Source organism: Gilliamella sp. BG3 (genome assembly GCF_046635605.1).
Classification (GTDB): domain Bacteria; phylum Pseudomonadota; class Gammaproteobacteria; order Enterobacterales; family Orbaceae; genus Gilliamella; species Gilliamella bombi.
In genome coordinates this window covers 99497-125672 of record NZ_JBIDFE010000005.1, presented here as the reverse complement: position 1 = coordinate 125672, position 26176 = coordinate 99497, and the positions used below count along the sequence as shown (strand labels likewise).

General features: G+C 35.6%; 20 protein-coding genes. 14 read left to right on the top strand and 6 right to left on the bottom strand.

What is annotated here, in order from left to right; genetic code table 11:
- From ACGH6S_RS03945 to ACGH6S_RS03910, 8 genes are all read left to right on the top strand, one after another.
- A partial coding sequence (locus tag ACGH6S_RS03945) for a primase-like DNA-binding domain-containing protein (protein ID WP_411578328.1) occupies positions 1–408 on the top strand: 408 nt, incomplete at its 5' end.
- A 6-nt stretch (positions 409–414) separates the two neighbouring features.
- A complete protein-coding gene (locus ACGH6S_RS03940; RefSeq protein ID WP_296318073.1) occupies positions 415–741 on the top strand; it encodes a hypothetical protein in 327 nt (108 codons plus the stop codon).
- Positions 742–752: 11 nt separating this feature from the next.
- Positions 753–4049 carry a tape measure protein gene (locus tag ACGH6S_RS03935; RefSeq protein WP_411578329.1) on the top strand — a complete coding sequence of 1099 codons (3297 nt, stop codon included), beginning with the start codon at positions 753–755 and terminating at the stop codon, positions 4047–4049.
- Positions 4050–4102: 53 nt separating this feature from the next.
- On the top strand, positions 4103–4540 hold the full coding sequence (locus ACGH6S_RS03930; protein ID WP_411578330.1) for a hypothetical protein: 438 nt from the start codon (positions 4103–4105) through the stop codon (positions 4538–4540).
- Between the two features lie 26 nt (positions 4541–4566).
- Entirely contained in the window at positions 4567–4935 is a 369-nt protein-coding gene (locus ACGH6S_RS03925; protein ID WP_411578331.1) for an HK97 gp10 family phage protein, read from the top strand.
- 827 nt (positions 4936–5762) lie between these two features.
- Entirely contained in the window at positions 5763–6104 is a 342-nt protein-coding gene (locus ACGH6S_RS03920) for a chorismate mutase (protein WP_202983932.1), read from the top strand.
- Between the two features lie 61 nt (positions 6105–6165).
- Complete coding sequence (locus tag ACGH6S_RS03915; protein ID WP_065590310.1) at positions 6166–6681, top strand: ClbS/DfsB family four-helix bundle protein; 516 nt, start codon at positions 6166–6168, stop codon at positions 6679–6681.
- 32 nt (positions 6682–6713) lie between these two features.
- Positions 6714–6947, top strand: a complete 234-nt coding sequence (locus ACGH6S_RS03910) for a hypothetical protein (protein ID WP_296300214.1) — start codon at positions 6714–6716, stop codon at positions 6945–6947.
- Positions 6948–7116: 169 nt separating this feature from the next.
- Here the strand turns inward: ACGH6S_RS03910 and mukB are convergent, their stop codons facing one another.
- From mukB to mukF, 3 genes are read right to left on the bottom strand one after another with little or no spacing between them, the layout of a single operon-like run.
- Entirely contained in the window at positions 7117–11535 is a 4419-nt protein-coding gene (mukB, locus tag ACGH6S_RS03905) for a chromosome partition protein MukB (protein ID WP_411578332.1), read from the bottom strand.
- 2 nt (positions 11536–11537) lie between these two features.
- Positions 11538–12266, bottom strand: a complete 729-nt coding sequence (mukE, locus tag ACGH6S_RS03900) for a chromosome partition protein MukE (RefSeq protein WP_081299322.1) — start codon at positions 12264–12266, stop codon at positions 11538–11540.
- 43 nt (positions 12267–12309) lie between these two features.
- On the bottom strand, positions 12310–13632 hold the full coding sequence (gene mukF / locus ACGH6S_RS03895) for a chromosome partition protein MukF (RefSeq protein ID WP_411578333.1): 1323 nt from the start codon (positions 13630–13632) through the stop codon (positions 12310–12312).
- Positions 13633–13948: 316 nt separating this feature from the next.
- Here mukF and pntA point away from each other — a divergent pair, with 316 nt between their 5' ends.
- Positions 13949–15481, top strand: a complete 1533-nt coding sequence (gene pntA / locus ACGH6S_RS03890; RefSeq protein WP_065610228.1) for a Re/Si-specific NAD(P)(+) transhydrogenase subunit alpha — start codon at positions 13949–13951, stop codon at positions 15479–15481.
- 15 nt (positions 15482–15496) lie between these two features.
- On the top strand, positions 15497–16888 hold the full coding sequence (pntB, locus tag ACGH6S_RS03885; protein WP_174798780.1) for a Re/Si-specific NAD(P)(+) transhydrogenase subunit beta: 1392 nt from the start codon (positions 15497–15499) through the stop codon (positions 16886–16888).
- 56 nt (positions 16889–16944) lie between these two features.
- On the opposite strand, the gene ACGH6S_RS03880 is transcribed toward pntB, so the two are convergent.
- From ACGH6S_RS03880 to oxyR, 3 genes are all read right to left on the bottom strand, one after another.
- A complete protein-coding gene (locus tag ACGH6S_RS03880; protein ID WP_065590316.1) occupies positions 16945–17973 on the bottom strand; it encodes an alpha/beta hydrolase family protein in 1029 nt (342 codons plus the stop codon).
- Between the two features lie 190 nt (positions 17974–18163).
- Entirely contained in the window at positions 18164–18808 is a 645-nt protein-coding gene (gene fabR / locus ACGH6S_RS03875; protein ID WP_065626638.1) for an HTH-type transcriptional repressor FabR, read from the bottom strand.
- A 41-nt stretch (positions 18809–18849) separates the two neighbouring features.
- Positions 18850–19776 carry a DNA-binding transcriptional regulator OxyR gene (gene oxyR / locus ACGH6S_RS03870; RefSeq protein ID WP_174798778.1) on the bottom strand — a complete coding sequence of 309 codons (927 nt, stop codon included), beginning with the start codon at positions 19774–19776 and terminating at the stop codon, positions 18850–18852.
- Between the two features lie 405 nt (positions 19777–20181).
- Between oxyR and pcnB the strand changes: the two genes are divergently transcribed.
- The 4 genes from pcnB (at position 20182) to rsmA (ending at position 26172) form a co-directional block, all read left to right on the top strand.
- Entirely contained in the window at positions 20182–21546 is a 1365-nt protein-coding gene (pcnB, locus tag ACGH6S_RS03865; protein ID WP_174798777.1) for a polynucleotide adenylyltransferase PcnB, read from the top strand.
- A 76-nt stretch (positions 21547–21622) separates the two neighbouring features.
- Entirely contained in the window at positions 21623–23989 is a 2367-nt protein-coding gene (lptD, locus tag ACGH6S_RS03860) for an LPS assembly protein LptD (RefSeq protein WP_296301871.1), read from the top strand.
- A gap of 79 nt (positions 23990–24068) precedes the next feature.
- A complete protein-coding gene (gene surA, locus ACGH6S_RS03855; RefSeq protein WP_174798775.1) occupies positions 24069–25382 on the top strand; it encodes a peptidylprolyl isomerase SurA in 1314 nt (437 codons plus the stop codon).
- Positions 25375–26172 (top strand): 16S rRNA (adenine(1518)-N(6)/adenine(1519)-N(6))-dimethyltransferase RsmA, encoded by a 798-nt coding sequence (gene rsmA, locus ACGH6S_RS03850; RefSeq protein ID WP_174798774.1) that lies wholly within the window; start codon positions 25375–25377, stop codon positions 26170–26172. The genes surA and rsmA overlap by 8 nt, the downstream gene beginning before the upstream one ends.
- Positions 26173–26176: the final 4 nt, after the last annotated feature.

Genomic DNA, 26176 nt, shown 5'->3' with positions numbered 1-26176 from the left:
GAGTTTATCAATCCAACAGAAGCTAAAGAAAGACTACACCAGCAACAACAATCAGACGAAGCGACGGCGATTAAACGCGAATCCGACCACTTGGTGGATTTTTGTAGTTATCTTGATGCGCTTGATTATCCCAATGGTATGTTTATTGGCAATATGGGAATAATGCCCTTTAACCCCCGAAAATATTTATATCATGCTTATATTGAATACATCCGCAATACTGGTTTAAACAATCCTCTATCACTAACGCAATTTGGCACATCGCTTAATTATGCAATGAAAGAAAACGGTAAAGACTACATGCGTAAAAGAGCAAATAAAGGGATGAGGACCAACGTAGAGCTTAATATCAATACTAGTCAAGATTGGCTACCCAAAGCCGAAGAACCAAAACTTAAAGGAGTATAAAAGAAAATGAAATCATTGAAATCACTTGCTGACGCTATAGCGGAAACTTATGTTAATGAAATGATAGCTAAACAAGGTAATACCATATTTACCTTTGTTAATGATGGCGACACTTACACAGGAACTATCACAAAAGAACAATTATCATCGGGGTTAGTTGAACTAGCACTATTTTGTACAGAAAACGGTAGAAAATCTGACCCATTTCATTTTATCGAAGATATGATTAATTTTTATAGTAAACCTTGGCATATAACCGACTGGGGGAATAGAGCTATAAAAATATATACCGAACAATCATTACTACAAACCCCAACGCGCGTTTATCATTAGGAGATTATTATATGGCGACATACTTTCCACGCGACAAAGATTTTACTATTACTTGCAACGTAGAACTAAAAGACTTACTAGAAGCAACTGACAAAGCCAAAAAAGAACTTAAGGAATTAAGTGATAGTGGAGCGAAAGCATCAAAAGGCATAGATAAATTAGAATCCTCAGCAAAAAGCGCAGGAGGAGCACTTGGTAAGCTTACTACTATTGCTAAGGCTGTATCAGCCGCTCTTGTCTCTAGCAAAATTATTTCATACGCTCAAAGCTGGAACGAGCTAGAAGACCGTATACAGAATACAGGTGCTACAGCATCACAAACTAAAGACATTTTAGACCAGCTCCTAGCTACTTCTGACCGAAACGGTCGTACAATTGAAGAATCATCAGAGTTATATATCCGTCTTTCAAATTCAATGGGCGAGCTAGGTTATAGTACACAAAGTACAATATCTTATATTGATACACTATCTAACTTGATGACCATCAATAAAACAAGCGCAATCGGTGCGGAATCAGCTATCAACGCTCTTACCAAAGCGCAGATGAAAGGGAAACTTGCAGGCATTGAAGCAATGTCTGTTTTTAACGCAATGCCTAGCGTATTAGGAACGTTAACTAATTATCTCAAAAAGAATGCAAAATCAACAAAAGAAGCAGAGAAAATAACTGAACAGTATGTAAGACAGCTAGCAACTGATGGCAAGTTATCTATGTCGGAATTTACCGATGCTATGATAGCCGCACAAGAAGAAACTGCTGCGCTTGCTGATAATATGCGCAACACAGTAACCGATGGTATTAACCGTGTTACCAATAATCTTAAAAAGTACCTTGGCGAGCTTAATAACTCAACGGGAGCAACCAAGGTCTTAGTTGATTCGCTTATTTTGATGTCTCAGCATGTTGATATTTTAATGACGGGCGTGGGTGCTTTAGCGGCTATTTATGCGGGTAAATATATCACATCGCTAGCTAGCGTGACTAAACAGAGCGCCGAACAAACAATTGCAAATATTCGACAAGCACAAGCTGAAAAAGTTTTGATTCAAGCCGAAATAGAGCGAATTAGCGAGAACATCAGAGCGTTAGAAGTTCAGAAGCAGAATATTATTCTAGCTCAAACGCATTGTAATAGCTTACGCGCCCAAACATCATTAAATAAACAGCTTATCGCGGTTGAGGCCCAGTTAGCTACAGCAACAAACAAACATGCAGTAGCGCAAACACAGCTAAACACAGCAATAAAAACGACTTCTTTAGCCGCCAATGGTCTAAGGTCTGCTATGGCTTTGTTAGGTGGTCCTGCTGGTGCTGCTATGTTGGCGGCTATGTCGCTGTACCATTTCTATGAAAAGGCAAAAAATGCAAAAGAAGAAGCTGTTGGTTTAACTGGAAAAGTGAAAGCACTTTCTGAACAGCTTAATTCTTTCGCTGATGAAAAATTAGTTGTTATTAAAGATGAAGCAGTCAAAGATATAAAAAATGCACAAGAGCAGTTGAAGTTATTGCGCGTCCAAATGAAGTCAACACAAGATCTTTTGGATAAGAAAACTCTTGTTCCTCCATCTGAAAAACAAATAAATGAAGCTCTTGTCACTAGAAATAAACAGCGTGAACAAGAAAAAGAAATTCTTGACGGAATATTGGCAGCCCAAAAACAAATAGCAGAAGTTGAAGACATACTAGCTTCCCGTATAGGACCAAAGCTTGTAAATAATGGTAAGGAATTAGCAAAAAACTGGGATGACGCATCAAAATCAGAAATTGATAAAAAGCTTGCGAGCATATCCAAAGAGCTTGAAATTGCTAAGTTGAAAGCCAAAGAAAATAGTGAAGCGGCATTTGTCTTGGACGGGCTTTATTCGGCGTTGGGTGATAGAGCTAATGAGTATAGGGAAGACTTAGTAGCGCTGGCACTTGGTCAAACCAACTTTACTAAGTTAACAAATGACCAAGCGGTTGCTTTACAGCCGTTGATAGCACAATTAAGAGTGTTGTCAGCGGAAAACAATAAAATTAAGGCAAGCAATAAAAAAGGCACAACAAAATCATACGCCGAAGAAGTCAAAGAGCTTAGTGATAAATTGGAAGTTGCTAAGTTAGAAGCGCAAGGACTTACTGTTGAGGCTGAGCTGTTATCTATCACACAAAAAATGGGTAGCAAAGTTACAGCACAACAAACGGCAGAACTTAGAAAGCTAATCGAAGCATCACAAGTTTATAAGGAACTTGGTTCATTAAAAAGCCCAATCGAAGCTGAAAATGACAACTACAAAAAATCTAAGGATTCCTTGGATAAATTACAAAAGCTAGGTGAAATAAAAACTCAAGAAGAATACAACGCTAAGCTTGAACAACTTGAGCGACAACATCAGATAAACATGGCTAAAATTAAGTCTGAGGCTGTTGTATCAAAAGTTGACGACGCTGTAGCACAAGTTGACCCAGTCCAAGCTTTGGCTAATGAAAATGCTAGAAAACTCGCTTTGATTCAAGAATTCGAAAATCAGAAATGGATTACAGAAGAAAACGCCATTGCTTTACGTGAAGCCGCCAATCATCAGTACGAACAGAACCGAATTAACGCACAATGGGAAATATGGCGAAATCAGAGCAATGCTAACGAGCTTTTAGCATCATCTCTTGAGGGATTAGCGAGCAGTGCGACAAGTACAATTTCAGGCTTAGCATCTGGCACAATGACGGCGACACAAGCAATGCAAAACTTTGCTAATGTGATTTTGAACGAAGCAATCGGCTCACTTGTTCAAATGGGTATGCAATACGTCAAGAACGCAATTGTAGCAAAAACGACATCAGCAGCAACGACAGCAGCTCAAGTAGCGGAAGCTCAGGCGTTAGCTTTAGCATATGAACCGGCGGCAATGAACGCATCTATTGCCACACAAGGCGCAGCAGCAGCGATGGGCGCAGAGGCATACGCAACAGCTATTGGCTCAATGAAAGCTTTGGGTATAGCTTACGGCGGAGGACGCTTACGAGGCGGTGGCGTTGATGTTGGGAAAGCTTATAGAGTAAATGAAAGTGGAGAACCTGAATTGTTTGTTGCGCACGGAAAACAGTACATGATACCGAACAAAAACGGGGAAGTTATTCCATCCAATAAGTTATCCCGAGGCTCAGCAGGCAGAACAATCATAAATAATATTACGCAAAACATCTCTTTTGGTGACGGGCAAGACAATAAAGAAGCAGCTAACGAGACAGCTAGAATGCTGAAACAAGCGCTCAGAAGTGTAATTCAAGAAGAACAAAGACCTGGAGGGCTACTAAATCGTCGTTGATTTTATAGGCGAATTTTCATACCATTAATTAAAATTTTAAAAGAGTTGATGGTATGAAAAGAATCTTGATAATTAGTTTAGTTAGTCTTGCTTTATTTGGTTGCGGTGAAGATAAGATTACAAAAGAGTATCTTGTAGGTGATTGGCGCTGTATAGATAACCAGTATCAAAAACACAATGTCGGAGCTAATGAAGACTTGGGTGATCCTGTGTCATCTTTGGAGGATCTAAGGACATTTAGAATAATTAATAATGAATTATACCAAATAAACAAAGAGACAGAAAATACTCTTATTGATTTAAGTAAAATTGACTCAACTGAAGATGAAATATCTGATGCTTATAAAACTCATATTGTGAATACTATAAAGGCAATTGATAAAGACACATTTAAATACATAACAACAATAGATATTAAAAATATAGATAATGACACTAACATTATTAACCTTAGAACTAAATTAGAAGGGATTTGCACAAGAATAAAATAACCTACATTAACCACTGGTGACTAAGAATGGCAATAAAAGTAAAAGGTGTTAGAGGATGCATAAAAGGTTTAGATAACACCGTAAACAACATAATCAAAAATAAAGCAGTTAAAGCGATGCATGCTTCAATAATTGTTGGAGCTAACCAAGCAGCGCTTTACACCCCAATCGACACATCTAACTTAGTTAATTCGCAGTATAGAGAAGTAGTCGTAAATGGTACCCGTATAACTGGGCGAGTTGGCTATACTGCCGCTTATGCCGCGTATGTTGCTGACCCAAACCATCCCATGAAGTTTAAGCGCTCTAACGCTAAAAAGGACTTTTTAAATAAAGGCTTTGAAGATGTTGAAGACCAAATAGTAAACATCTTTAAAAAAGAGCTATTCAGCTAAATTGTAGTGTACACTTGCACACAAATTCTGACAAAGATTGGATACCAAAAGCTGAAGAACTAGCTCGTAGCTCAAATTGAGCCACTAAAATAAGACCGCCCTAATTGGCGGTTTTTTATTGAGTGAATACCTAAAGTGTACACTTGTGAATAGTAAATCATTAAGTGTTCACCGCTCAAACCCTTTTATAATAAGGCTTCAAGCAAGTAGTGAACACCGTGAACACTTTTTTATAAAATTTTATTTTTATGGGGGGGGGAGGTATAAAAAATCTAAAACATAATTAACGGATACCGCTCACCTAGATAAATTTTTACACCGTCAAAATTCTAAAACCAATTTTTTTTTAACCTTTCAATTCGGCAAGATTAAAATACCTAATATTGGGGTCACTTTTTGTTTTAGGTATACGTTTAGGTATACGATTCGATTTTTAAAAGTTAATCTTCCAGTATTTTCAGTGTGTTTATCTATATGATTCTGTTTCCCTTGGCTCCACCAATCAATATTCTGCAAGATTCTTTAAAACCCACTTAAAGTATATAAAATTCTCGAAGTATTTGTTAGCAGATGCATGACCAAAATTTTTAGTTATATTATTGTGTTATTCAGTGGTTATCAATGAAAAACGAAATTGATTTAATAAATAAAAAAAATCAATTAATTATTGAATATCTCCAAATATTAAACTCAATTCTATTAAAAGTGCACAATCAATTTTGTATATATAAATATAGTGCAACGATGACATCTACTAAGTGATACTTTTGTGCATAATCTAATAGTGATAGGATATAAAAAGTTAAATAAACAAAAGGTATAAAATCGTGACTTATAAACCTACCCAAGCGCCAAACAAATGTGAGAATATGAACCACATTCGTGCCGAAATAGATCAGATTGACCATTCCATAATTAAATTGCTTGCTACACGCTTTGAATACGTCAAAGCTGCCAGTAAGTTCAAGAAAAATACCACTGACGTACAAGCCAAAGAACGTTTTGACAGTATGCTAGAGCAACGAAAACAATGGTCGAATGAATTAGGACTTAATGGCGAAATCATCAAAGATCTATATGCAAATCTAGTACGATATTTTATCGATGAAGAATTGAAATATTTCAAAAACAAAGAAAATAAAAACAGAGATTTCATTAAAAATATTTAGATAAGATATTGATTTTATGTTATCTTTAAAGATATGAATGATCTCATAAGAAGTAGGTGACATGGCTTATGCAACTAAACAGCAGTTATTAGATGAAATAAACAAAACGGCCAAGTTGTTTATTGATGAGTTTACAGTTTTGTCTGAATCACAAAAAGACACCTTAGTGGAGGGTGTTGATCGTACTCCAGCACAAATGATTGCTTATCAACTAGGTTGGCTTAATTTGGTGAAATCTTGGGATGATGATGAGCTTGCTGGTCAAACACCTGAATTACCGGCCCCTGGATACAAATGGAATCAATTGGGTAATTTGTATCGGCAATTTTATAAAACATATCAATACCTATCATTACAGGCATTAATTCAAGCATTTAATCAGCAAATCACCATTTGGAATGATTGGATTCAATCTTTGAACGAAGACACTTTGTTTATAAAAGATAGCCGTAATTGGACTAAACCTTATCCTGAATCTTGGACTGTTGCTCGATTTATCCATATCAATTCTGTGGCGCCTTTTAAATCGTTTAGAGCAAAAATAAGAAAGTGGAAAAAGCTAAATGCATCAGTTTAAAATTATATTCAATATAATGTAAGGAGAATAATATGGCCTTTACAGAAACAGAACGACAGCAGTTGATGGAGCTTAAATTCGTGGGTACCAAAATTATTGAAAGGCTTGAAGAGATGAAGTTCGATTCTTTCGATAAATTGCGTAATGCTAGTTTAGATGAAATCCTTAACGGAGGTGCATTATTAACAGGTTCAACTTGTTGGAAAAACAGTCATCAAGCAAGAACGGCAATAAGTAATATTTTGAGTTTAGTCAACAATACGTAATATCCCTTTTTATGAGCAGCGAGTGCATCCAACTTATTCAATTGAATAATGATAGTCAATTTTTTGATTTTTAATCTATTTTCAAGACATTTATACTGAAACGTATAGTTACCTGAAACTTTTTTACAAAAATTGTAAGGTTTTGCCGACAATGTCGGCAAAGCAGGAATTAAGCAAAGCCTTTCAAACCAACTACATGCACATGTTCTTGGTTATTGATAACTTTACGTACGAGTTTATAGGTTGTTCCTTTTTCAGGACTGATGTTTTCTGGAGCAGCAATGATTAATTGCATTTCTAATCGTTCACAAAGTTCAAATAGTGTTGCAATTGATTTGGCATCTAGTCGAGCTGCTTCATCTAAGAATAGTAGACGACATGGCAAAATATCTTTATTCCGAAGTCGCTTGGATTCTTCTTCCCAACTTTGAATCACCATAAGTAAAATTGACATACCTGTACCAATTGCTTCACCCGTTGATAATGCACCGCTTTCAGCACGTAACCAACCATCTGCACCTCGATTCACCTCAACATCCATTTCAAGATAATTTCGATAATCTAGCAGTTCTTCACCAATATTTTGAGCAGTTCGTTGTCCCATATCAATATGTGGATTTAAACGTTGATAGAGTTTAGCTAACGCTTCTGAGAAGGTAATACGATTATTACTAAATAGATCTTGATGTTCATTTTGCTCATCGGCAAGTGCAGCTAAAAGAGTTGAATGAGCTTCGCGAACATTGACATTTAAACGCACGCCATTAACTTGACCAAATGCCACTGCTTGTAATCCTTGGTTAAGCATACGAATACGATTTTGTTCGCGCTGTATGGTTTTACGAATAATATTCGATACACTCTTCGAGCTAATTGCCAGTTGCTGTTCACGCGAAGTGAGTTCTTCTGTTAAGCGTGACAATTCAATTTCCATCTGTTCAATGGCTTCAATTGGATCGTCAGTTTTAACAATATCTTGGCGAATTCGTTCACGCAAATGTGCGTAAACAGCGATATAGAATTGGATTTTACGTTCTGGGCGTTTTGGATCTTCTGATAGTCTTAATACATCCCGTAAATGTTCATTGTCATTAACAGCTAAACGTAAGGAACCTAATGCTTTATCTGACATTGAGCGCAATTCATCAGCACTTAAATAAGCAAGTTCACGTCGATGTAAACGCCGTTCAACACTATTTTCTTTAACAAGTCTTAAGACTAAACACCACCCCGCTTTGGCTTGCACTACCTGTTCGCGTAGGTGCTTATAATCTCGCAGTGTTTGAGTTAGTCGTTTTTGTAATTGTGTCATTTCGCTTTCGCACATAATGAGTTGCTTTTCAAGCGATGTACAATGTTGACGATTATTATTTAATTTTTGATGGATTTCATCACGACGTAATCGAGCACGTTCTTCAGTGATCGCATCGGCTTTTACCCCAATTTGTTCAATTTCTTTTTGTAGCTCATGCAACATATCTCGCTTAGTTTCAAATGCACTTTTAAGCGAAGCTAGCGTTTGGTTATATTGATTGTATTTGTCTTGATACTGTTGCATCTGACTGCGCGCTTCTGTTCTTTGAGTTTCGACGACTTCTAATCGAGAACGTAATTTTTCATTTAAATCACTATTTTCATTTAGCATACCTGCCGAGTCTTCATAGCTAAAGTGTGCACGACGTTGCATTACTTCAGTTAAGGCAAAAACTTGTTGGCGGATAGTCTGTTGTTGTGCTTTAACTGTATTGTATTGTTCTCGTAAAGCATCATTTTGTTCAGGATCACTTTGTAAAACAGCTAAAATTGGTTCAAGTTCTGAAACGGTATTACCATTACGACTAACATATTGCGCAGATTCTTGTGCTTGTGCTACTTGTTCACGTAAATCGTCAACCCTATCGGCCAGATCATCATCAGCCAATAAATGCATTTGCGCAACCAAGCGATTTATGGTTGCTAATTGTTCTTTGCAATTAGTAACTTGTTGTTGATTTTGTTTATCAATACTTTCCTGAGACGATAATTGTCGTTCAATTTCAGTGCGTCTTGTCGTTAATTTTTGCGCTTCAGCTTCAGGATCGATATCAAAAGCAACTCCTAAATGTTGACCAATAAATTGCCCAACATTTTGTTCAATTCGTTGTAATTTTTGTAAATCAAATGAGATAGTTGCATAGCGTTCATGTAATTCATCACGTTCGGCAGATAATTTTTCAAGGTGAATCTCACGAGCGGCACGACCAAATAGTGGTACTTTAGGAAAGCTTGAGAATCGCCATTGACGATCGCCCGTTTTGACAAGTACCGCTTTATTCATTTCCTCACAATCAAAAACACTATCATCAAATGATGAAGGATCACCTTCGATAAAATAGATATCTTCAGGGTAATCTTCATCACTTGCGGTAAGGTTTTCTAATTGCTGTTTAACTAATGATAAATCTGGTACAACAATAGCTTGTCTTGATGGACCATATAATGCAGAAAAGTAAGGTGCATCATCAATTGTTACATCTTCATAAATTTCAGAAAGTAATACACCATTAAATCGTTCTGCTAACGAAGACAAACGTCCATCATCGACACCACTAGGTTGATTTAGTTGATCAATTTGAACATCTAATTGGTTGCGTCTAAAACTAATTTGGTCTCGCTCAGTAACAAGTATTCGCTCTTTTTCTAGCAGTTTTTGCATATGTTGAGTGACATCTTGACTATTATTAAACTGTTCGCTAGTTTGTTCTTGTAAAGCGATTAATGCATCTTGTGCTTTCAACCATAATGGAGCTTTTTGACGATACTCAGCTATTTTTGATTGAATTTGTTCAAGCTCTTGCCTAAATTCGATACGTTTTTCGCTAGATTCATTAGCTCGTTCGGCTGTTTCGTCTAATTGCAATTCAAGTTCTTGCTTTAAATCATCTAGTTCATCGTAATTAACTTGGCGTTCAATACGTTTACAAAATTGTGTTAATAACGATTCTGCTTCTTTTTGTTCAAAAAATCGTTGTTCTAGCTCATCTAGTTGTAGCTGTAAATGCTCGGCTTGTTCTGCTTGGTAACATTGTGATGGCCATTGTCTTAATGCTTCTTTAGCTGCCGCAAAAGCGTCACTTCGGGTAACATTGCCGACTAATTTAATCACTAATTGATAAGCACGGTCAAACTGATTAATTGCCGCATCAGATACACTTAATTTTTGCTCAAGTTCAAGAACTTGTTCCGTGATCTCTTTTTGCTTTTCTTCAAACAATTCATAGTGATTTTCAATATTACTAATACCTAATTTTGGTAACTGGCATAATGACTGAGCATTTTTTAACGCCTGTAAGGCCTGTTGGTATTGAATTGCACGTGTTTGTTGAACATCAAGAGCCTGTTGATAATCAGCTAATTGAGTCTTGATTTCGTCAACTTCTTGTTCTGTTTGTTCTACTTGCTCACGATAGGTTTGGTACTGTTCATTCGCTTCAAGTACCACTTCGTTTTGTTCTTCTAACTTTAAGTTTAAATCATCTAAATCTGCTTGATAACGGTCGATTTTTTCCTGTTGACGTAATGCAGTTTGCGCTAAATTGAGGTGATCATTAGCAGCCTGTAAATCGGTTTCCAAATCATTTTGCGCATCTTGATATTCTTTAAGTTCTTTTGCCATTTCAACTTGGCGGTATTGATTGCTTATAAGCAGATCTTGCGTTTTAAACATGTCACGACGCAGGCCAAGTACTGATTCTATATGAACTCGGCGTTCATTATTATGGCGCATATAATCAGCTGCCACATAATTAGTTGACTCAGTAATTAAGTGTTTAAATAAGTCACGATCTGATTGAGTTACTCGAATAGCTTCTAACGTCATCCGATTCTCGCGTAATGCGGCTTCCATATCTTGGAAAGCTTTTCGCACACCACTATTTTCTGGTAATAAATAATCACGTAGGGAACGAGTAATAGCACTTGAGATACCACCATAAAGTGAGGCCTCAATCAAACGGTAATATTTACTTCTATCGGATGGAGAGCGTAAGCGTTTTGGTAAAATACCAAAATCAAACATAACCGAATGATAATCAGTAATTGAGTTAAATTGTTTAAAGATAATGCCTTCCATTGATTCGGCTTTATCTTTTAACTCTGGTAACGATAAAATTCGCGCTTGTTTATCATTTAAACGCTCCGTAACCAACTCTGTTGGGCTTACACTGATAGATAATCCTTGCAATAAAAAAGGCTTGATATCGACTTTTTTGTCTCGCCCTGCTACTTGTTGCAAACGTACACCACAAATAATTCTTTGATTCCGTGAGTTAATTACGTCCAGCATAGAATAACAGACGCCTGGTTTTAATTTACCATGCAAGCCTTTATCTCGTGAGCCTGATGTGGCTCCAGCTTCGGTTGTATTTCTAAAGTGTAATAAAGTTAAGTCAGGTATTAATGCAGTTACAAATGCCGCCATGGTAGTTGATTTACCAGCACCATTACCACCAGATAATGTCGTAACTAATTGGTCAAGCTCAAAAGTTCGTGCAAAAAAACCATTCCAGTTAATTAGCGTTAATGAGTGAAATTTACCGTGTCCAATCATGATTATTCAGTCTCCTCATTAACATCTTCATCTTGTTCTTCATTATTATCATCTAAAATAAGTGCTGATTCGATTTTAATTGCTTCGCCATCTCGAATTAGGCGTAATTGCGCTTCTTGTGCGTCATCACTACTTCGTACATCCGCACCAAAACGGAAAATTGATTCGTTAATGCGAAAACGGCTACTGTCATTACCAACAATAAAAAAAATCATGCCTAGCCGGCGTAGGCGATTTAACGCTGTTTTCACTTTATCAAATAGTTTTTGGCGATCTAAATCTGAACCTGTTGAACGTTGGTTTACTAATTTGAGTAACTTACTCTCATCGGCTAATGAAACCAGTTCATCAAACAATTCTTGTAAGGTAAAAATCCCCTCATGCGCTAATCTCTCGGGACTCAAATACAAATAACAAAGTACTTTGCCAACAAGCATATCAAGTTCCGATAATACTGAACGAGGTATTAATGTTGTTGAGCGAGGGCGAAGATAGAAAAATCCTTCGGGTGCACGAATTAGCTCAACATTATAACGTTGATAAAATTGTTCAAGCTCAAGTTGGAAATCCATTAGAAAAGCATGATGATCAAGTTCATCAATACCAATATGACGGCCAGAGCGTAATAAACTATCCAGTTCTGGAAAGATCGGATTAGCAATTGCTTGGGCCAACTTAACGGGCATATATTTATCGATAGAAGCCTGAGAACTAGCGACTATGCGCCCCATAACTTCATCAAGATGATGTGCAGTTTGTTGTGTTTCGAAATCGTTAGTATCTGTTGATGACATGTGCTTGTACCTTAGCTCCATAATCGTTAATAGGTTTCCATTCGGCAGGAATTCCAAGCCAATCATCTTCAGCAATACCGAGACGAATGGCTTGATCAATAAATAATCTTGCTATATCAAAATGTTGTTCGCGCGGGAACTGAGCCAAATAGCTATGAATGGTAGCGCCCATATCAAGTAGTTTATTTTCTTGCTTAAATACCATTAAATTTTGTTCAATATGAGCAATAATATGTTCTTGAATCTCTTCAATCATTTCAAATTCAAGTTCCGACGGTAATTCCCCAGTTACTTCAGCATCATGTAAAGCCAATTCTTCATCACGCATATCTAGTAAGCGATCGGCATTAGCAAAAGTGAGTGACCAAGGCAAATCAAAGTATCCTTGAATCGATTTTCGTAAGCGTTGTGAAAACACACGATTTTTATCTAAATCAATAGCAGTACGAATAAATTTATGAACATGGCGATCATAACCGATCCAAAGGTCAATCGCTTTTTGCCCCCAACCAATAATGCGATCTAGTTTACCTTGCAGATCCATAACTACATTGTTGATTTTATCTAGTTCTGGATTATCAAGCGTCGCATCTTGTATTAAAAGTAAACTGGCTTGTAATTTATCACCTGCAGCAGCCAAAGTATCTTGTAACTCCCGCAATGTTTGTGATGTTTCAGTCAGCAACCCTTCACAACTGCTAATTGCTGCTTGCCAATCTTGACTTAATAGGGCAGAAATATTTTGTTTAACATCAGCTTGTTGTTCATCCATCACTCGTTGTGTGATATCGATACTATCAAAAATTTCAGCGACTGAATATTTTAATGGAGCAAAGACATTTCGATGCCAATGTAAATCATCACCACCTTCGATGGCTGCATCTGCAGCTCGTTTTAACTCTTGCGCAACAATAGATAACTGAATGGATAAACGCAGCGTTGAGAATTCACGTTGGCGAATATAATAATCAGAAATACCTATACCTAACGGAGTTAAACGATAAATCGAGAAACCGTCTGTCATTTCACTTGCAAAACGTGTGATTAAGCGTTGGCGTACCAAATCATTGATAGCATTATTGGCTCGCAATGTAATAGTGTCTTCACTCTGCTCGAAAATTTGTGAAACATGCCTAAAAGCATCAATTAATTCAGATTCCGTCATTTCACCGTCAAAACGTTCGCTATTTAATACGGCAATAGCTAATAAAAAAGCTAACCTTTCCACAGGCAAAGCGATCGAAAAATCATTCTTTTTTGCCCAAGAGACCAGTTCTGGCACTGATTGGGAAAAATCAATCATAAAAAATCCTTAATTCAAGGAGAACAAAATCGAATCATGCCTTAAAGTTTACACTTCAAGGTAGACACAAAAATAACGCCAATTATATAACAATATAGAGTAAATTTGTAATGGAATTCAATGAAAGCATTAAAACTGTTTTATTTAAATTATAGCTATTTCGATATAGCCTTATAATAATATTAATTAATAAATATTACTCAAATAATTTAAAAATCTTATTTCTTGAATAAAAAATAGATTCACTACTCGCACAGAACCCTATTTATGCTAAAATCAACTTACATACAATAAACTAACATAAGGACGTAACGAAATGCATATCGGTATACCTAAAGAACGGTTAGCCAATGAAGCTAGAGTTGCAGCAACTCCTTTGACTGTTGGACAACTGTTAAAACTGGGCTTTACAGTTTCCGTAGAACAAGGCGCTGGACATGCAGCTCATTATGAAGACCAAGCTTTTATTGATGCTGGAGCCACAATTCAAAACACACAAGATGTTTGGCAAAATGATTTAATTTTGAAGTTTCATGCGCCAAGCGATGATGAAATTTCTTTAATGAAAGAGGGTTCAACCCTTATTAGCTATATTTATCCAGCTCAACATAAAGAGCTATTAGAAAAATTAGCCACCAAAAATATTACTGTAATGGCTATGGATTGTGTACCACGTATTTCACGTGCACAATCTCTAGATGCATTAAGCTCAATGTCTAATATTGCTGGTTATCGTTCAGTTATTGAAGCAGCAAATCAATTTGGTCGATTCTTTACAGGGCAAGTTACTGCTGCTGGTAAAGTACCGCCAGCTAAAATATTAGTTATTGGAGCAGGTGTTGCAGGCCTTGCAGCCATTGGCGCAGCGGTGAGTCTGGGGGCAATTGTTCGTGCTTTTGACACCCGCCCTGAAGTTGCCGAACAAATTAATAGCATGGGAGCTGACTTTTTAGAGTTAGATTTTGAAGAAGAAGCAGGTTCTGGTGACGGTTATGCTAAACAAATGTCAGCGGCCTTTATTGAAGCTGAAATGGCACTGTTTGCAGAGCAAGCCAAAGATGTTGATATCATCATAACAACTGCACTAATTCCAGGTAAACCAGCTCCAAAACTCATTTCGAAAGAAATGGTTGAATCAATGAAACCGGGTAGTGTTATTGTTGATTTGGCTGCGTTAACTGGTGGTAACTGTGAATTAACTAAACCAGGTGAAATTTTCGAAACAGATAACAATGTTAAAATTGTTGGTTATACTGATTTAGCTAATCGTATGCCAGCACAAGCATCACAGCTTTATGGTACTAACATTGTTAACCTATTAAAACTGCTTGCTAAAGAAAAAGACGGTAATATTGATATCAATTTTGAAGATGTTGTAATTCGTGGTGTAACTGTGGTTAAAGATAAAGAAATCACTTGGCCAGCACCACCGATTCAAGTATCTGCTCAACCTCAGAAAAAAGCAGCAGAGCCAATTGTTAAACCAGAACCAAAGCCAATGGATCCTCGCAAAAAATATGGTATTTTAGCTTTAGTTCTCATTGCTTTCTTCTGGCTTGCAAACTCCGTTCCTGAAAGCTTTTTAGGGCATTTTACTGTATTTGCATTATCTTGCGTTGTTGGTTACTACGTTGTATGGAATGTTACACATTCTTTGCATACACCACTAATGTCGGTAACTAATGCAATTTCTGGAATTATATTGGTCGGAGCAATATTACAAGTCAGTGATGATAATGGCTTAACTACGGCAATTGCTTTTGTTGCTATTTTGATTGCTAGTATCAATATTTTTGGTGGATTCTTTGTTACTCAAAGAATGCTGAAAATGTTCCAACGTGGCAAGTAAAGGAGAGCATACATTATGAGTAATGGAATCATTCAAGCAGCCTATGTTATTGCTGCATTACTTTTTATCTTTAGTTTACGAGGTCTTTCCAACCAAGAATCTGCCAAATCTGGTAATATTTACGGTATGATTGGTATGGTAATCGCACTTATTGCAGCAGTTGCAAGTATTAAAGGCGGATTACACTGGATAGTTATTGCAATGATTATTGGTGCTGTAATTGGTTTATATTTGGCTAAAAAAGTTGAAATGACTCAAATGCCAGAGCTTGTTGCACTACTTCATAGCTTTGTTGGAATGGCTGCTGTTCTAGTTGGCTTAAACAGTTATTTAGAACCACACATTCAAAATTTTCAAGGTGGTGAGTTAACTGTACATTTAGTAGAGATTTTTGTTGGTGTCTTTATCGGCGCAGTAACCTTCTCCGGCTCTGTTGTCGCATTTGGTAAATTAAATGGACGCATTAGCTCAAAACCATTATCAATTCCAAATAAACATTATTGGAATCTAGCAGCAATTGTTGTTTCTATCATTTTAATGTTTACTTTTGTTGAAGTAAAAAGTGGCGCTGGTGCAACAATTAGTTTGTTGATCATGGCAATTATTGCATTCGTGTTTGGTTTCCATCTTGTTGCTTCAATTGGTGGTGCTGACATGCCTGTTGTTATTTCAATGCTAAATTCTTATTCAGGTTGGGCAGCAGCAGCAGCAGGCTTTATGTTAGGCAATGATCTATTAATTGTAACAGGCGCATTAGTTGGTTCATCAGGCGCAATTCTTTCATATATTATGTGTAAAGCGATGAACCGCTCATTTATTAGTGTTATTGCTGGCGGTTTCGGTAGCGATGGTAGCGCAGCTAGTTCATCGGATGAAGAACAAGGTGAATACCGTGAAATGCAACCAGCTGAAGTTGCACAAACTTTAAAAGAAGCTCGCTCAGTTATTATTGTCCCTGGGTATGGTATGGCAGTTGCTCAAGCTCAAGGTGCAGTAAGTAATATTACTGAAAGACTACGTGGTATGGGTATAGAAGTTCGTTTTGGTATTCACCCAGTAGCAGGACGTTTACCTGGGCATATGAATGTATTATTAGCCGAAGCAAAAGTCCCTTATGATATTGTATTAGAAATGGATGAAATCAACGATGACTTCCCTGATACTGATGTGGTTTGGGTAATTGGAGCTAACGATACAGTCAACCCAGCGGCAGAAGAAGATCCAAATAGCCCAATAGCAGGCATGCCTGTTCTTGAAGTTTGGAAAGCAAAAACGGTTGTTATTTCTAAACGCTCAATGAATACTGGTTATGCAGGTGTACAAAATCCACTATTCTTTAAAGAAAATAGCTATATGCTATTTGGTGATGCTAAAGACAGTGTTGAAAAAGTACTACAAAACCTTTAAGTATCACTAAAAGTATTACTGCGGCTTTTGCCGCAGTATATTTCTAAAATAGGCACTTAATTTAAATTCACCTTAGCTAAAAAATCGATTATTTGATCCGTTATTTCACGGTGTATCTCTGTCCTTGTGCGATTCCCACCATCTTTACAAATGATTGCTTCTCCTTTAGCCTCTTGCTCTAAAATATCTATAGCATCTGATTTACAAATTTGCATGAAACTAAAATGCGTTGCATCAGGGATAACAATATAAGTTGATAATGATTTTGAAAGAAACTGTTGTAAATAACCAGATTCTAGTTCTACATTCATATCACCAACATCAATACCAGCGCCAATGATTAAAGAAGGAAAAGCAATATTTTTCAAACTATCTGCAGTAAATCCTCTAACTAATCCAGCATCTAAAGAAATAAATGACTTTATTCTCTGATCTGACATGTTTTTATTTAATTGTGGGTTATCCAGTCCAAGTTCATTTACTAACTGGCAAGCTTTTAAATGTGAATGTATAGTGCAATCTTGTTTAAAAAGATCTGTATCAAACCTTGCTCCAGCAAGTGCAGCTACTGTCCAACCGCCAAGGGAATGTCCAATAGATGAAATTTTATTCATATCAATATAGTTTGCCAAAAACTCATCTATTTGTAACGCATCAATAGTTTTACTTAGATCTTGAGGACGTAACCACAATTTAGTAGATTGAGTAATATCTTTATTAAAATAAGTAGTTCCCGGATGATTTGGTGCAGCAACAATATATCCCCTATCTGCCAGTTCATAAGCAAGCCAATTTAAACTTTGCCAACTTCCTCCATAACCATGCGAAATAACAATCAAAGGATGTTTACGATAATTTGAAATAGATGCTGCATTAGGAATGACTTTAGAACCGTAAAAAACGGCATTATCGCCAATAGCTACTGCTCTTTGTTGAGCATCTGTCGGATACCATATTGCAATATTTAAAGGTCTACTGTCTTCTTTGCTATAATAGATTTCCTTAAATCCCACATTTGAATAAGCATAGTTGAAAAAGGGAAAGGACAAAATAAGCGAATAAAGCAAAAAGTATAGTTTAGTCATGAAATTAATTTCTATTTAACAATGTTTCTCTTTTTTTTTTAATGCTACAGTATGAATAACAAAAACACAATAAATAGTAATAGTAAAAATCAGTAATTAGTAGATATTCTTATTGAAAATAATTAATTGCTAAACAGCATGAAACTTTAATATTACAACCAAATTAGGGTTTTGAGATGAGGCATATCGATTAATGACTATCTTTTTTGATTTGTTCTTTATGGTATAGATAATAAGCTCCACGAGATACCATTCGTAGTTGAAAAATGAGATCTTCAATTAATTTTTCACGCTGCACCAAATCAAAATCAATCGCTTCTGCACCAGCATTAAATGCAATAGTGACCATCGCTTCTGCTTGAGCTTCATTATAATGGTGAGGCATTTGGTTAGCATTATCAAGATAATCCACAAGTTCGACAATAAAGTGTTGAATTTCACGGGCAATAGCAGATCGAAAAGCGGCTGACGTCCCCGCTTTTTCACGAAGAAGTAATAAAAAGACCTTCGGATTCTTATCAATAAATTCAATAAATGTGGTCACCGATGTCCGTAATACACTACCACCTTTTTCAATACGCTTACGTGCTTGTCGCAATAATTGACGAAGCGTTAAACCGCTTTCATCAACCATGGCTAAACCCAACTCATCCATATCACGAAAATGACGATAAAATGAAGTAGCAGCGATTCCAGCTTCACGCGCTACTTCTCGCAAACTTAAACTTGTAAAACCTTGCTCAGCATTAAGTTGATTAAATGCTGTTTCAATTAAAGTACGGCGAGTTCTTTCTTTTTGTTGAGCACGAACACCACCGGTCTTGATATTTTTCATTTGATAGCTCAGTTATAATATTTTCGATTTACTACCTATCTCTAAATTGATTTGTTTAATAATCGTTCTTTCTCAGCAAATACTTTGGGCATATGCTCTCGGATTGTTTTAGCTATTGTTTCATAACGGGAACGTAATGGTGAACCAGGACGATAAATAAGAGCAATGCTGCGTACAGGTACAGGATCAGTACAAGGAATATAGCAAATATTATCACGAATTCGCTCGTTAGGTATAGCAAGTTCAGGAAATAAAGTAATACCGCGACTAGCAGAAATCATACTCCGAAGCGTTTCAAGACTAGTAGCTTTAAATTGTTTATCTTCATCAACTCCAACTTGAAAACAGTATCCCATTGCATGATCTCGTAAACAGTGACCATCTTCTAACATTAAGAATTTTTTACCTTTTAAGCTAGAAAGTTTAACTGTATTTTTGCTAGCTAATTCATCAGTAGCAGGAACAGTTAAAAACATGGGTTCATCAAATAAAGGTAGTTCAATAAATTGTGATGTTTCTTTGACTTGTGCAATGATTGCGCAATCAAGCTTGCCGCTTTCGAGTTGAGCAACAATATTGGCGGTTTGTGCTTCGTGCAAGTAAAGTTCCAACTGAGGAAAAAAGTCATGTAAAACTGTAATGACATGAGGTAAAAGATAAGGTGCTATAGTAGGGATCAGGCCTACATGCATTGGTCCAGACATTTCTTCGCCTTGACGGCTAGCCATTTCTTTTAAAATTTGGATATTACGCAAAATCTCTTTGGCTTGTTCAACTAGCATCATACCAGTTTGAGTAAATAGTACTTTGCGACTTGTGCGCTCTAATAACATTACGCCTAATTCATCTTCTAATTTTCTAATTTGACCACTGAGAGTTGGTTGACTCACATTGCAAGCATCAGCAGCTTTACGGAAATGGCGAAATTCAGCTAACGAAACAAAATATTCCAAATCACGAATGTTCATAATGTCCCCAATAGGTTATCAGTTAATGGTATATACTCAAATAACTTCTATTATGTAATAGTTATAACAAATAACATCAAAAGCGCTTTATAATTTATCAAATTATAAAGCGTTATTAATTATATTTTGTGATACAAATAAGTAAAAAGAAGTTCTGAGTACAGTTTTATTCCATCTTAATTAGCTAATTAAATACACTAATCAGAGTAAAACAAAGTTTATTTTTTTTATTAGATGTTGTTAATATTACTATACGAGACACTATTGTTGATAATTATGTTTAAAAAATCAAATAGAATATTTAAGTCATCTAAAAAAATACAATTTTATTGAACGAAAAAATACCAATTCCAAGAAAAATGGAAACTTATTAGCAATTACTATATAATTGCGCGCTATATTATTATGAAGCAAAAAAACTTTTTGAGGTGCACCATTTTTAAACAAGTTTCACGCTTTTATCGAAAGTTTTTTCACAATGAAGACGAACAAAAAGCTAGCTATGTGTCCATTCCTCGTAATGAACATAATATATCTCGTAAAGAGATTAGTGAAAATGCATTAAAAGTCCTTTATCGATTAAATAAACAAGGGTACGAAGCTTATCTAGTCGGGGGATGTATCAGAGATCTTATCTTAGGTAAAACACCAAAGGATTTTGATATCACAACGAATGCTACGCCAGAACAAATTCAGAAAATTTTCCGTAACTGTCGCTTAATAGGAAGACGATTTCGTCTTGCTCATATTATATTTGGGAAAGAAATTATTGAAGTTGCAACATTCCGCGGTGAGCACGATTCTCAAAAAGGACAAACCAATATATCTAAACGTTCGCAGTCAGGTATGCTATTACGTGATAATGTCTACGGAACCATTGAGCAAGATGCTATCCGTCGGGATTTCACTATGAATGCACTTTACTATAATGTAAATGATTTTACTTTACGTGATTATTGCGGAGGATTAGAAGATTTACAAAAAGGCATTATTCGATTAATTGGTGATCCGCAAACACGTTATCGAGAAGATCCTGTTAGAATGCTAAGGACAGTCCGTTTTGCCGCAAAACTGAATATGAAAATTGAACTAGCTACTGCTAAGCCAATTAAACAGCTTGCATCATTATTAAGAAATGTACCTTCAGCACGACTTTTTGATGAGTCCATTAAATTATTACAAACTGGGAATGGTTACAAAACTTATAAGTTACTAAGAGAGTATGGCCTTTTTGAACAACTATTTCCTGTTATTGAGCATCTATTTGCTAACAATCCAAACAGTTATTTAGAGAAAATCATCGAACAAGTTTTAAAAAATACTGATTATCGCATTGCCAACAATAAGCGAATTAATCCAGCATTTTTGTTTGCAGTTTTTTTCTGGTATCCAATAATTGAACAAACACAAGCAACGTGTATCGAAAGTGGTTTGCCATTTCATGATTCGTTTTCGATGGCAATTAACGAAGTACTAAGTGAACAATGTAAAAGTATTGCTATACCTAGACGCTTAACGAGCATCATGGGTGATATTTGGCGTTTACAGCTACGAATGAAGAAACGGAATGGTAAACGAGCGTTTGCCATTTTAGAACATCCTAAGTTTAGAGCTGCTTATGACCTTTTAGAAATGCGAGCCTCAATCGAAAAAGGAGAGCTCTTGCAGTTAGCTAGGTGGTGGGATGAGTTTCAAAATACTACAGCCGAAAAAAGAATAGCAATGGTAAAACAGCTTAATAAAATAAATAAACGCATAGGGAAACGTTAATTTTTAATTCGCACTTTTATAAATAACCGCTATAATGCTGCAATTAAAATAATCAAAAATAGCTTTAGAATCATTGATGAAAAATTTAACGCCTTCTCTTATTGCTATAGCCGTTACTCTTTTTTTGTATAATAGCTCTAGTTATGCTTTAGATTTACCTAAAACCGTTGTAAGCAATAATCCTCAATGCCTTATAGACGTTCCTAAGTTTGATCGCCCTTTAGTTAATGGAGATATAGATACTTTACCCGTAAATGCTGAAGCTAATCAACTTGAAGCAATCTACCCTAATATTGCTATATATAAAGGTGAAGTATTAATAGAACAAGGCAACCGAACGGTTCAAGCAGACAAAGTAACAATTGATACTCAAGATAGTAATAATAGAATAGTAACATTAGAAGGTGATATTACTTATCAAGATAATTTAATAAAAATGAAAGGCGATAAAGCATCAATGAATCTAAATAACAATGATGCAGATATGATCCCAAGTGAGTATCATCTTGTCAATAGGCTTGGTCGCGGTAATGCAGATAAAATGCAACTTGAAAAAAATCGTTATGTTATTTTAAAAAAAGGTAGTTTTACATCTTGTCCTATTAATGACAGCACATGGGATATTAAAGGAACGACCGTTATTCATGACAACGAGGAGCAATTTCTAGAGGTCTGGAACGCTGTATTTAGTATTGGTAAAGTGCCTGTTCTATACTCGCCTTATTTACAATTACCAACTGGTAATAAACGCCGTTCAGGATTATTAATTCCTAATTTCGGCTATGACAGTATCGATGGCATTGATTTTTCAATACCTGTTTATTGGAATATTGCACCAAATTATGATGCAACCTTTACCCCAAGAGTATTAGAAAAACGAGGTCTACAATTGCAAACAGAATTTCGTTATTTAAACGAAATAGGTTTAGGTACACTTGCATTTGACTGGCTTCAACACGATACTAAATATAATGAAGATAGAGACAATCGTTTTAATGGTAACAATTATGACGACAATCGTCACCGTTGGTTATTTCATTGGAAAAATGATGAATTAATTAACTATAATTGGCGCTTTTATGCAGATACAACTCGAGTTAGTGACAATCAGTATCTTACAAACTTAAGTTCTAAATACGCCTCCCAAACTGCAGGATATTTAACGCAGTATTATAAAATTGCTTATAATGATGAAAGTTGGGATATTATGTTAGGCTATCGACACTTTCAACCATTCCATTCAGAATTAAAAAATTCGCTTTATCAAACTCAACCACAATTGGATATGAATTATTATAATAATGATTTGGGGCCATTCAAATTTAGAGTATTCTCTCAAGTATCTCGCTTCTTGACGTCTGGAAAAAGTAAACCTAAAGCATGGCGAGCACATTTTGAACCAACGCTTAATTATACTTTATCCAATTCTTGGTCATTATTAACCACTGAAACTGGGATTATGGCAACTCATTATAATCAAGATAATATCAATAAAAATATTGAACAATATAAATATTTAGATAAAAAGGTAAATCGCTTTTTGCCTAAGTTTAGCATTGATGGTAAAGTCATCTTCGAGCGTGATGTTCCATTTATTAATGGCTATACGCAAACCTTAGAGCCTAGAGTAAAATATATCTATATTCCCTATCGGAACCAATCTAATATTAGCGACTATGATTCCACTATATTACAGTCAGATTATATTGGTCTATTTAGAGATCAACCATATAGTGGTTTAGATAGGATTGCTTCAACCAATAAAATATCAACTGGTGTAACAACTCGATTTTATGATAATAACAAGGTTGAAAAATTTAACTTATCTATTGGGCAAATTACTTATTTCACCAAATCAAAAACGAGTGAACACAATAATGATTTAGATGAAAACTCCGATACAGGCAGTATTACTTGGGCATCGGATAACTTTTGGCGTATAAGTAATGATATAATCTTTAGAAGTGGCGTTCAGTATGATACTCGAATTGATACAATATCATTAGCCAATGCAATATTTGAATACCGGCCAACTGGCGATAAGTTAATCCAATTATCATACCGATATGCAAACCGTAACTATATTGATACTGTCGATAAGAATCCATTTTATAGAGGCTATAGACAAGATATTTCACAGGCAGGAATGATGACCGCTTGGCCATTATCGCAAACATTCAATGCTGTTGGTTCATATTATTATGACGTTAAATTAGAACAAACTACAGATGGTTCTATCGGATTGAATTATAGTGATTGTTGTTGGGGAACAACAGTACAATATGGTAGAAAATTGACGGACTGGGATAATACTTCTCGCAAAAGTAAATATGAAAATAAACTATCGATTAACTTCGAATTAAAAGGATTGGGTAGCAACCGAGATACCAAAGCTAAAATGCTTAATTTCGGTAAACTACCGTATAATACAGCATTTGAATAAAATATTTTTGTAACTATAAGATTACCAATAAATTTATTACTAGCTGTCTATGCTGAAAAACAAAATGAGTTAAGTGAATATGAAATTATTAAAACTATTAATAGCATTAAATCTAAGCATAACTTTAGGAATTATAACTCCGTTATCTGCTAATGCAGCTCCGAAAGTTGTAGAACAAGTTGCTGCGGTTGTTAATAACAATGTCATTTTAGAAAGTGATGTTAATGATATGTTAAAAACGATTAAAGCTAGCTCAGATCCTAAAAATCTACCTAATGATAAAATACTTAGGCAACAAATTATTGAACGTTTAATTATTGAAAATTTAATTTTACAAAAAGCAGCTAAAGCTAAAATTACAGTTAGTGATGACGAGGTAACTGATGCTATTAATAGAATTGCAGCAGAAAATGGTATGAGTGTAGACCAACTTAGAAGTAGACTTTCGATGATGAGAATAAGTTATGGTGCCTATCGTGAAAGAATTCACAATGATATGCTAATAGATAAGACTCGAATGCATGAAGTTAGATCAAGAGTCAGAATTTCAGAAAAAGAAATAGAAAATTTAGCAAAAAATATTGCTCGTCAACCAGCCAATAATATTGATGTAAAAATAAGCCATATTTTGATTTCTGTTCCAGAAAAAGCATCAAAACAACAAATTGATAATGCAACAAATAAAGCACGAGATATCATTAATCGAGCTCAAAAAGGGGAAAGTTTTGCTAAATTAGCCACTTCATATTCAAACGATGATTTTGCATTAAAAGGTGGTAGTATGGGGTGGCGTAAACTTAATGAATTACCTACTATCTTTGAAGAGCGATTAGTACGAGCTACAAAAGGTAGTATTATTGGACCTATCCGTTCTGGGGTTGGTCTACATATTCTAAAAGTTGATGATACTCGTTCAGAAGCACCAAGAACCTTCACAATTGAAGAGGTAAATGCGCGCCATATACTGATTAAAACAAATGTATTAGTCACCGACCAAATTGCAAAACAAAAGCTAAGTGATATCCGTAAATCAATTACTAGTGGAGCCACAACTTTTGAAGCAGCAGCTAAAGCTAACTCTGAAGATACAGGCTCGGCAAGTAAAGGGGGCAACTTAGGTTGGAATCGTCCTGAAATTTATGATAATAGCTTTAGGACTGCTCTGATTCAGTTAAAAAAAGGAGAAATTAGCCAACCAATAAAATCAGCCTACGGTTGGCACTTAATCCAATTAATTGATAAAAGAAAAGCTGATGGAACAAATGCAATGAATAAAGATCAAGCTTATCGACTTATTTTTAATCGTAAATTTTCTGAAGAAGCCCAAGTATGGATTCAAGAAATAAAAGGTGACGCTTATATTAAAATCACAGGTGAAGATAAACATGAATAACCGTGTTCACCAAGGGCATTTTGCCCGTAAAAGATTCGGGCAAAATTTTTTACATGATGATTACATTATCGAAAGTATTGTTTCAGCTATACAACCTAAAAAAGATCAAGCACTAGTCGAAATCGGTCCTGGGCTTGCGGCATTAACAATACCTATCAGTAAACATATTGATCATTTGACAGTTATAGAGATAGATAGAGATCTAGCTAATAGATTAATTGAAAATCCATTTTTAAATAATAAATTAACGGTTATTGAACAAGATGCCCTGACCTTTGACTTTAATCAGTTAGCCGATCAATTAGGTAAACCATTAAGAGTATTTGGTAACTTACCTTATAATATCTCGACACCGTTAATGTTTCATTTATTTGAACATACAAATATCATCACTGACATGCATTTTATGCTACAAAAAGAAGTAGTAACTCGCTTAGTTGCATCGCCTAACAGTAAACATTATGGTAGATTGAGCGTTATGGCTCAATATTATTGTCAGATTATTCCTGTTCTTGAAGTACCACCAACATCATTTAAACCTGCTCCAAAAGTTGACTCTGCTGTTGTTAAATTAATACCTTATAAAGAAAAGCCTTATCTTGTTAATGATATAAAAATACTTTCTCGCGTAACTACAGAGGCATTTAACCAACGACGTAAAACTATCCGTAACAGTTTAAGTAACTTGTTTACTGTTGAACAATTAACTGAATTAAATATTGATCCTAATTTACGTGCCGAAAACTTAACAGTACAGCAATACTGTCAACTTGCAAATTCATGGAGTTAACAGG

Bases quoted from the DNA above. Each gene is read 5' to 3' on its own strand.
- ACGH6S_RS03940 (WP_296318073.1), top strand. From the start codon at position 415: ATGAAATCATTGAAATCACTTGCTGACGCTATAGCGGAAACTTATGTT.
- ACGH6S_RS03935 (WP_411578329.1), top strand. From the start codon at position 753: ATGGCGACATACTTTCCACGCGACAAAGATTTTACTATTACTTGCAAC.
- ACGH6S_RS03930 (WP_411578330.1), top strand. From the start codon at position 4,103: ATGAAAAGAATCTTGATAATTAGTTTAGTTAGTCTTGCTTTATTTGGT.
- ACGH6S_RS03925 (WP_411578331.1), top strand. From the start codon at position 4,567: ATGGCAATAAAAGTAAAAGGTGTTAGAGGATGCATAAAAGGTTTAGAT.
- ACGH6S_RS03915 (WP_065590310.1), top strand. From the start codon at position 6,166: ATGGCTTATGCAACTAAACAGCAGTTATTAGATGAAATAAACAAAACG.
- ACGH6S_RS03910 (WP_296300214.1), top strand. From the start codon at position 6,714: ATGGCCTTTACAGAAACAGAACGACAGCAGTTGATGGAGCTTAAATTC.
- mukB (WP_411578332.1), bottom strand. From the start codon at position 11,535: ATGATTGGACACGGTAAATTTCACTCATTAACGCTAATTAACTGGAAT.
- mukE (WP_081299322.1), bottom strand. From the start codon at position 12,266: ATGGGGCGCATAGTCGCTAGTTCTCAGGCTTCTATCGATAAATATATG.
- mukF (WP_411578333.1), bottom strand. From the start codon at position 13,632: ATGATTGATTTTTCCCAATCAGTGCCAGAACTGGTCTCTTGGGCAAAA.
- pntA (WP_065610228.1), top strand. From the start codon at position 13,949: ATGCATATCGGTATACCTAAAGAACGGTTAGCCAATGAAGCTAGAGTT.
- pntB (WP_174798780.1), top strand. From the start codon at position 15,497: ATGAGTAATGGAATCATTCAAGCAGCCTATGTTATTGCTGCATTACTT.
- ACGH6S_RS03880 (WP_065590316.1), bottom strand. From the start codon at position 17,973: ATGACTAAACTATACTTTTTGCTTTATTCGCTTATTTTGTCCTTTCCC.
- fabR (WP_065626638.1), bottom strand. From the start codon at position 18,808: ATGAAAAATATCAAGACCGGTGGTGTTCGTGCTCAACAAAAAGAAAGA.
- oxyR (WP_174798778.1), bottom strand. From the start codon at position 19,776: ATGAACATTCGTGATTTGGAATATTTTGTTTCGTTAGCTGAATTTCGC.
- pcnB (WP_174798777.1), top strand. From the start codon at position 20,182: ATGAAGCAAAAAAACTTTTTGAGGTGCACCATTTTTAAACAAGTTTCA.
- lptD (WP_296301871.1), top strand. From the start codon at position 21,623: ATGAAAAATTTAACGCCTTCTCTTATTGCTATAGCCGTTACTCTTTTT.
- surA (WP_174798775.1), top strand. From the start codon at position 24,069: ATGAAATTATTAAAACTATTAATAGCATTAAATCTAAGCATAACTTTA.
- rsmA (WP_174798774.1), top strand. From the start codon at position 25,375: ATGAATAACCGTGTTCACCAAGGGCATTTTGCCCGTAAAAGATTCGGG.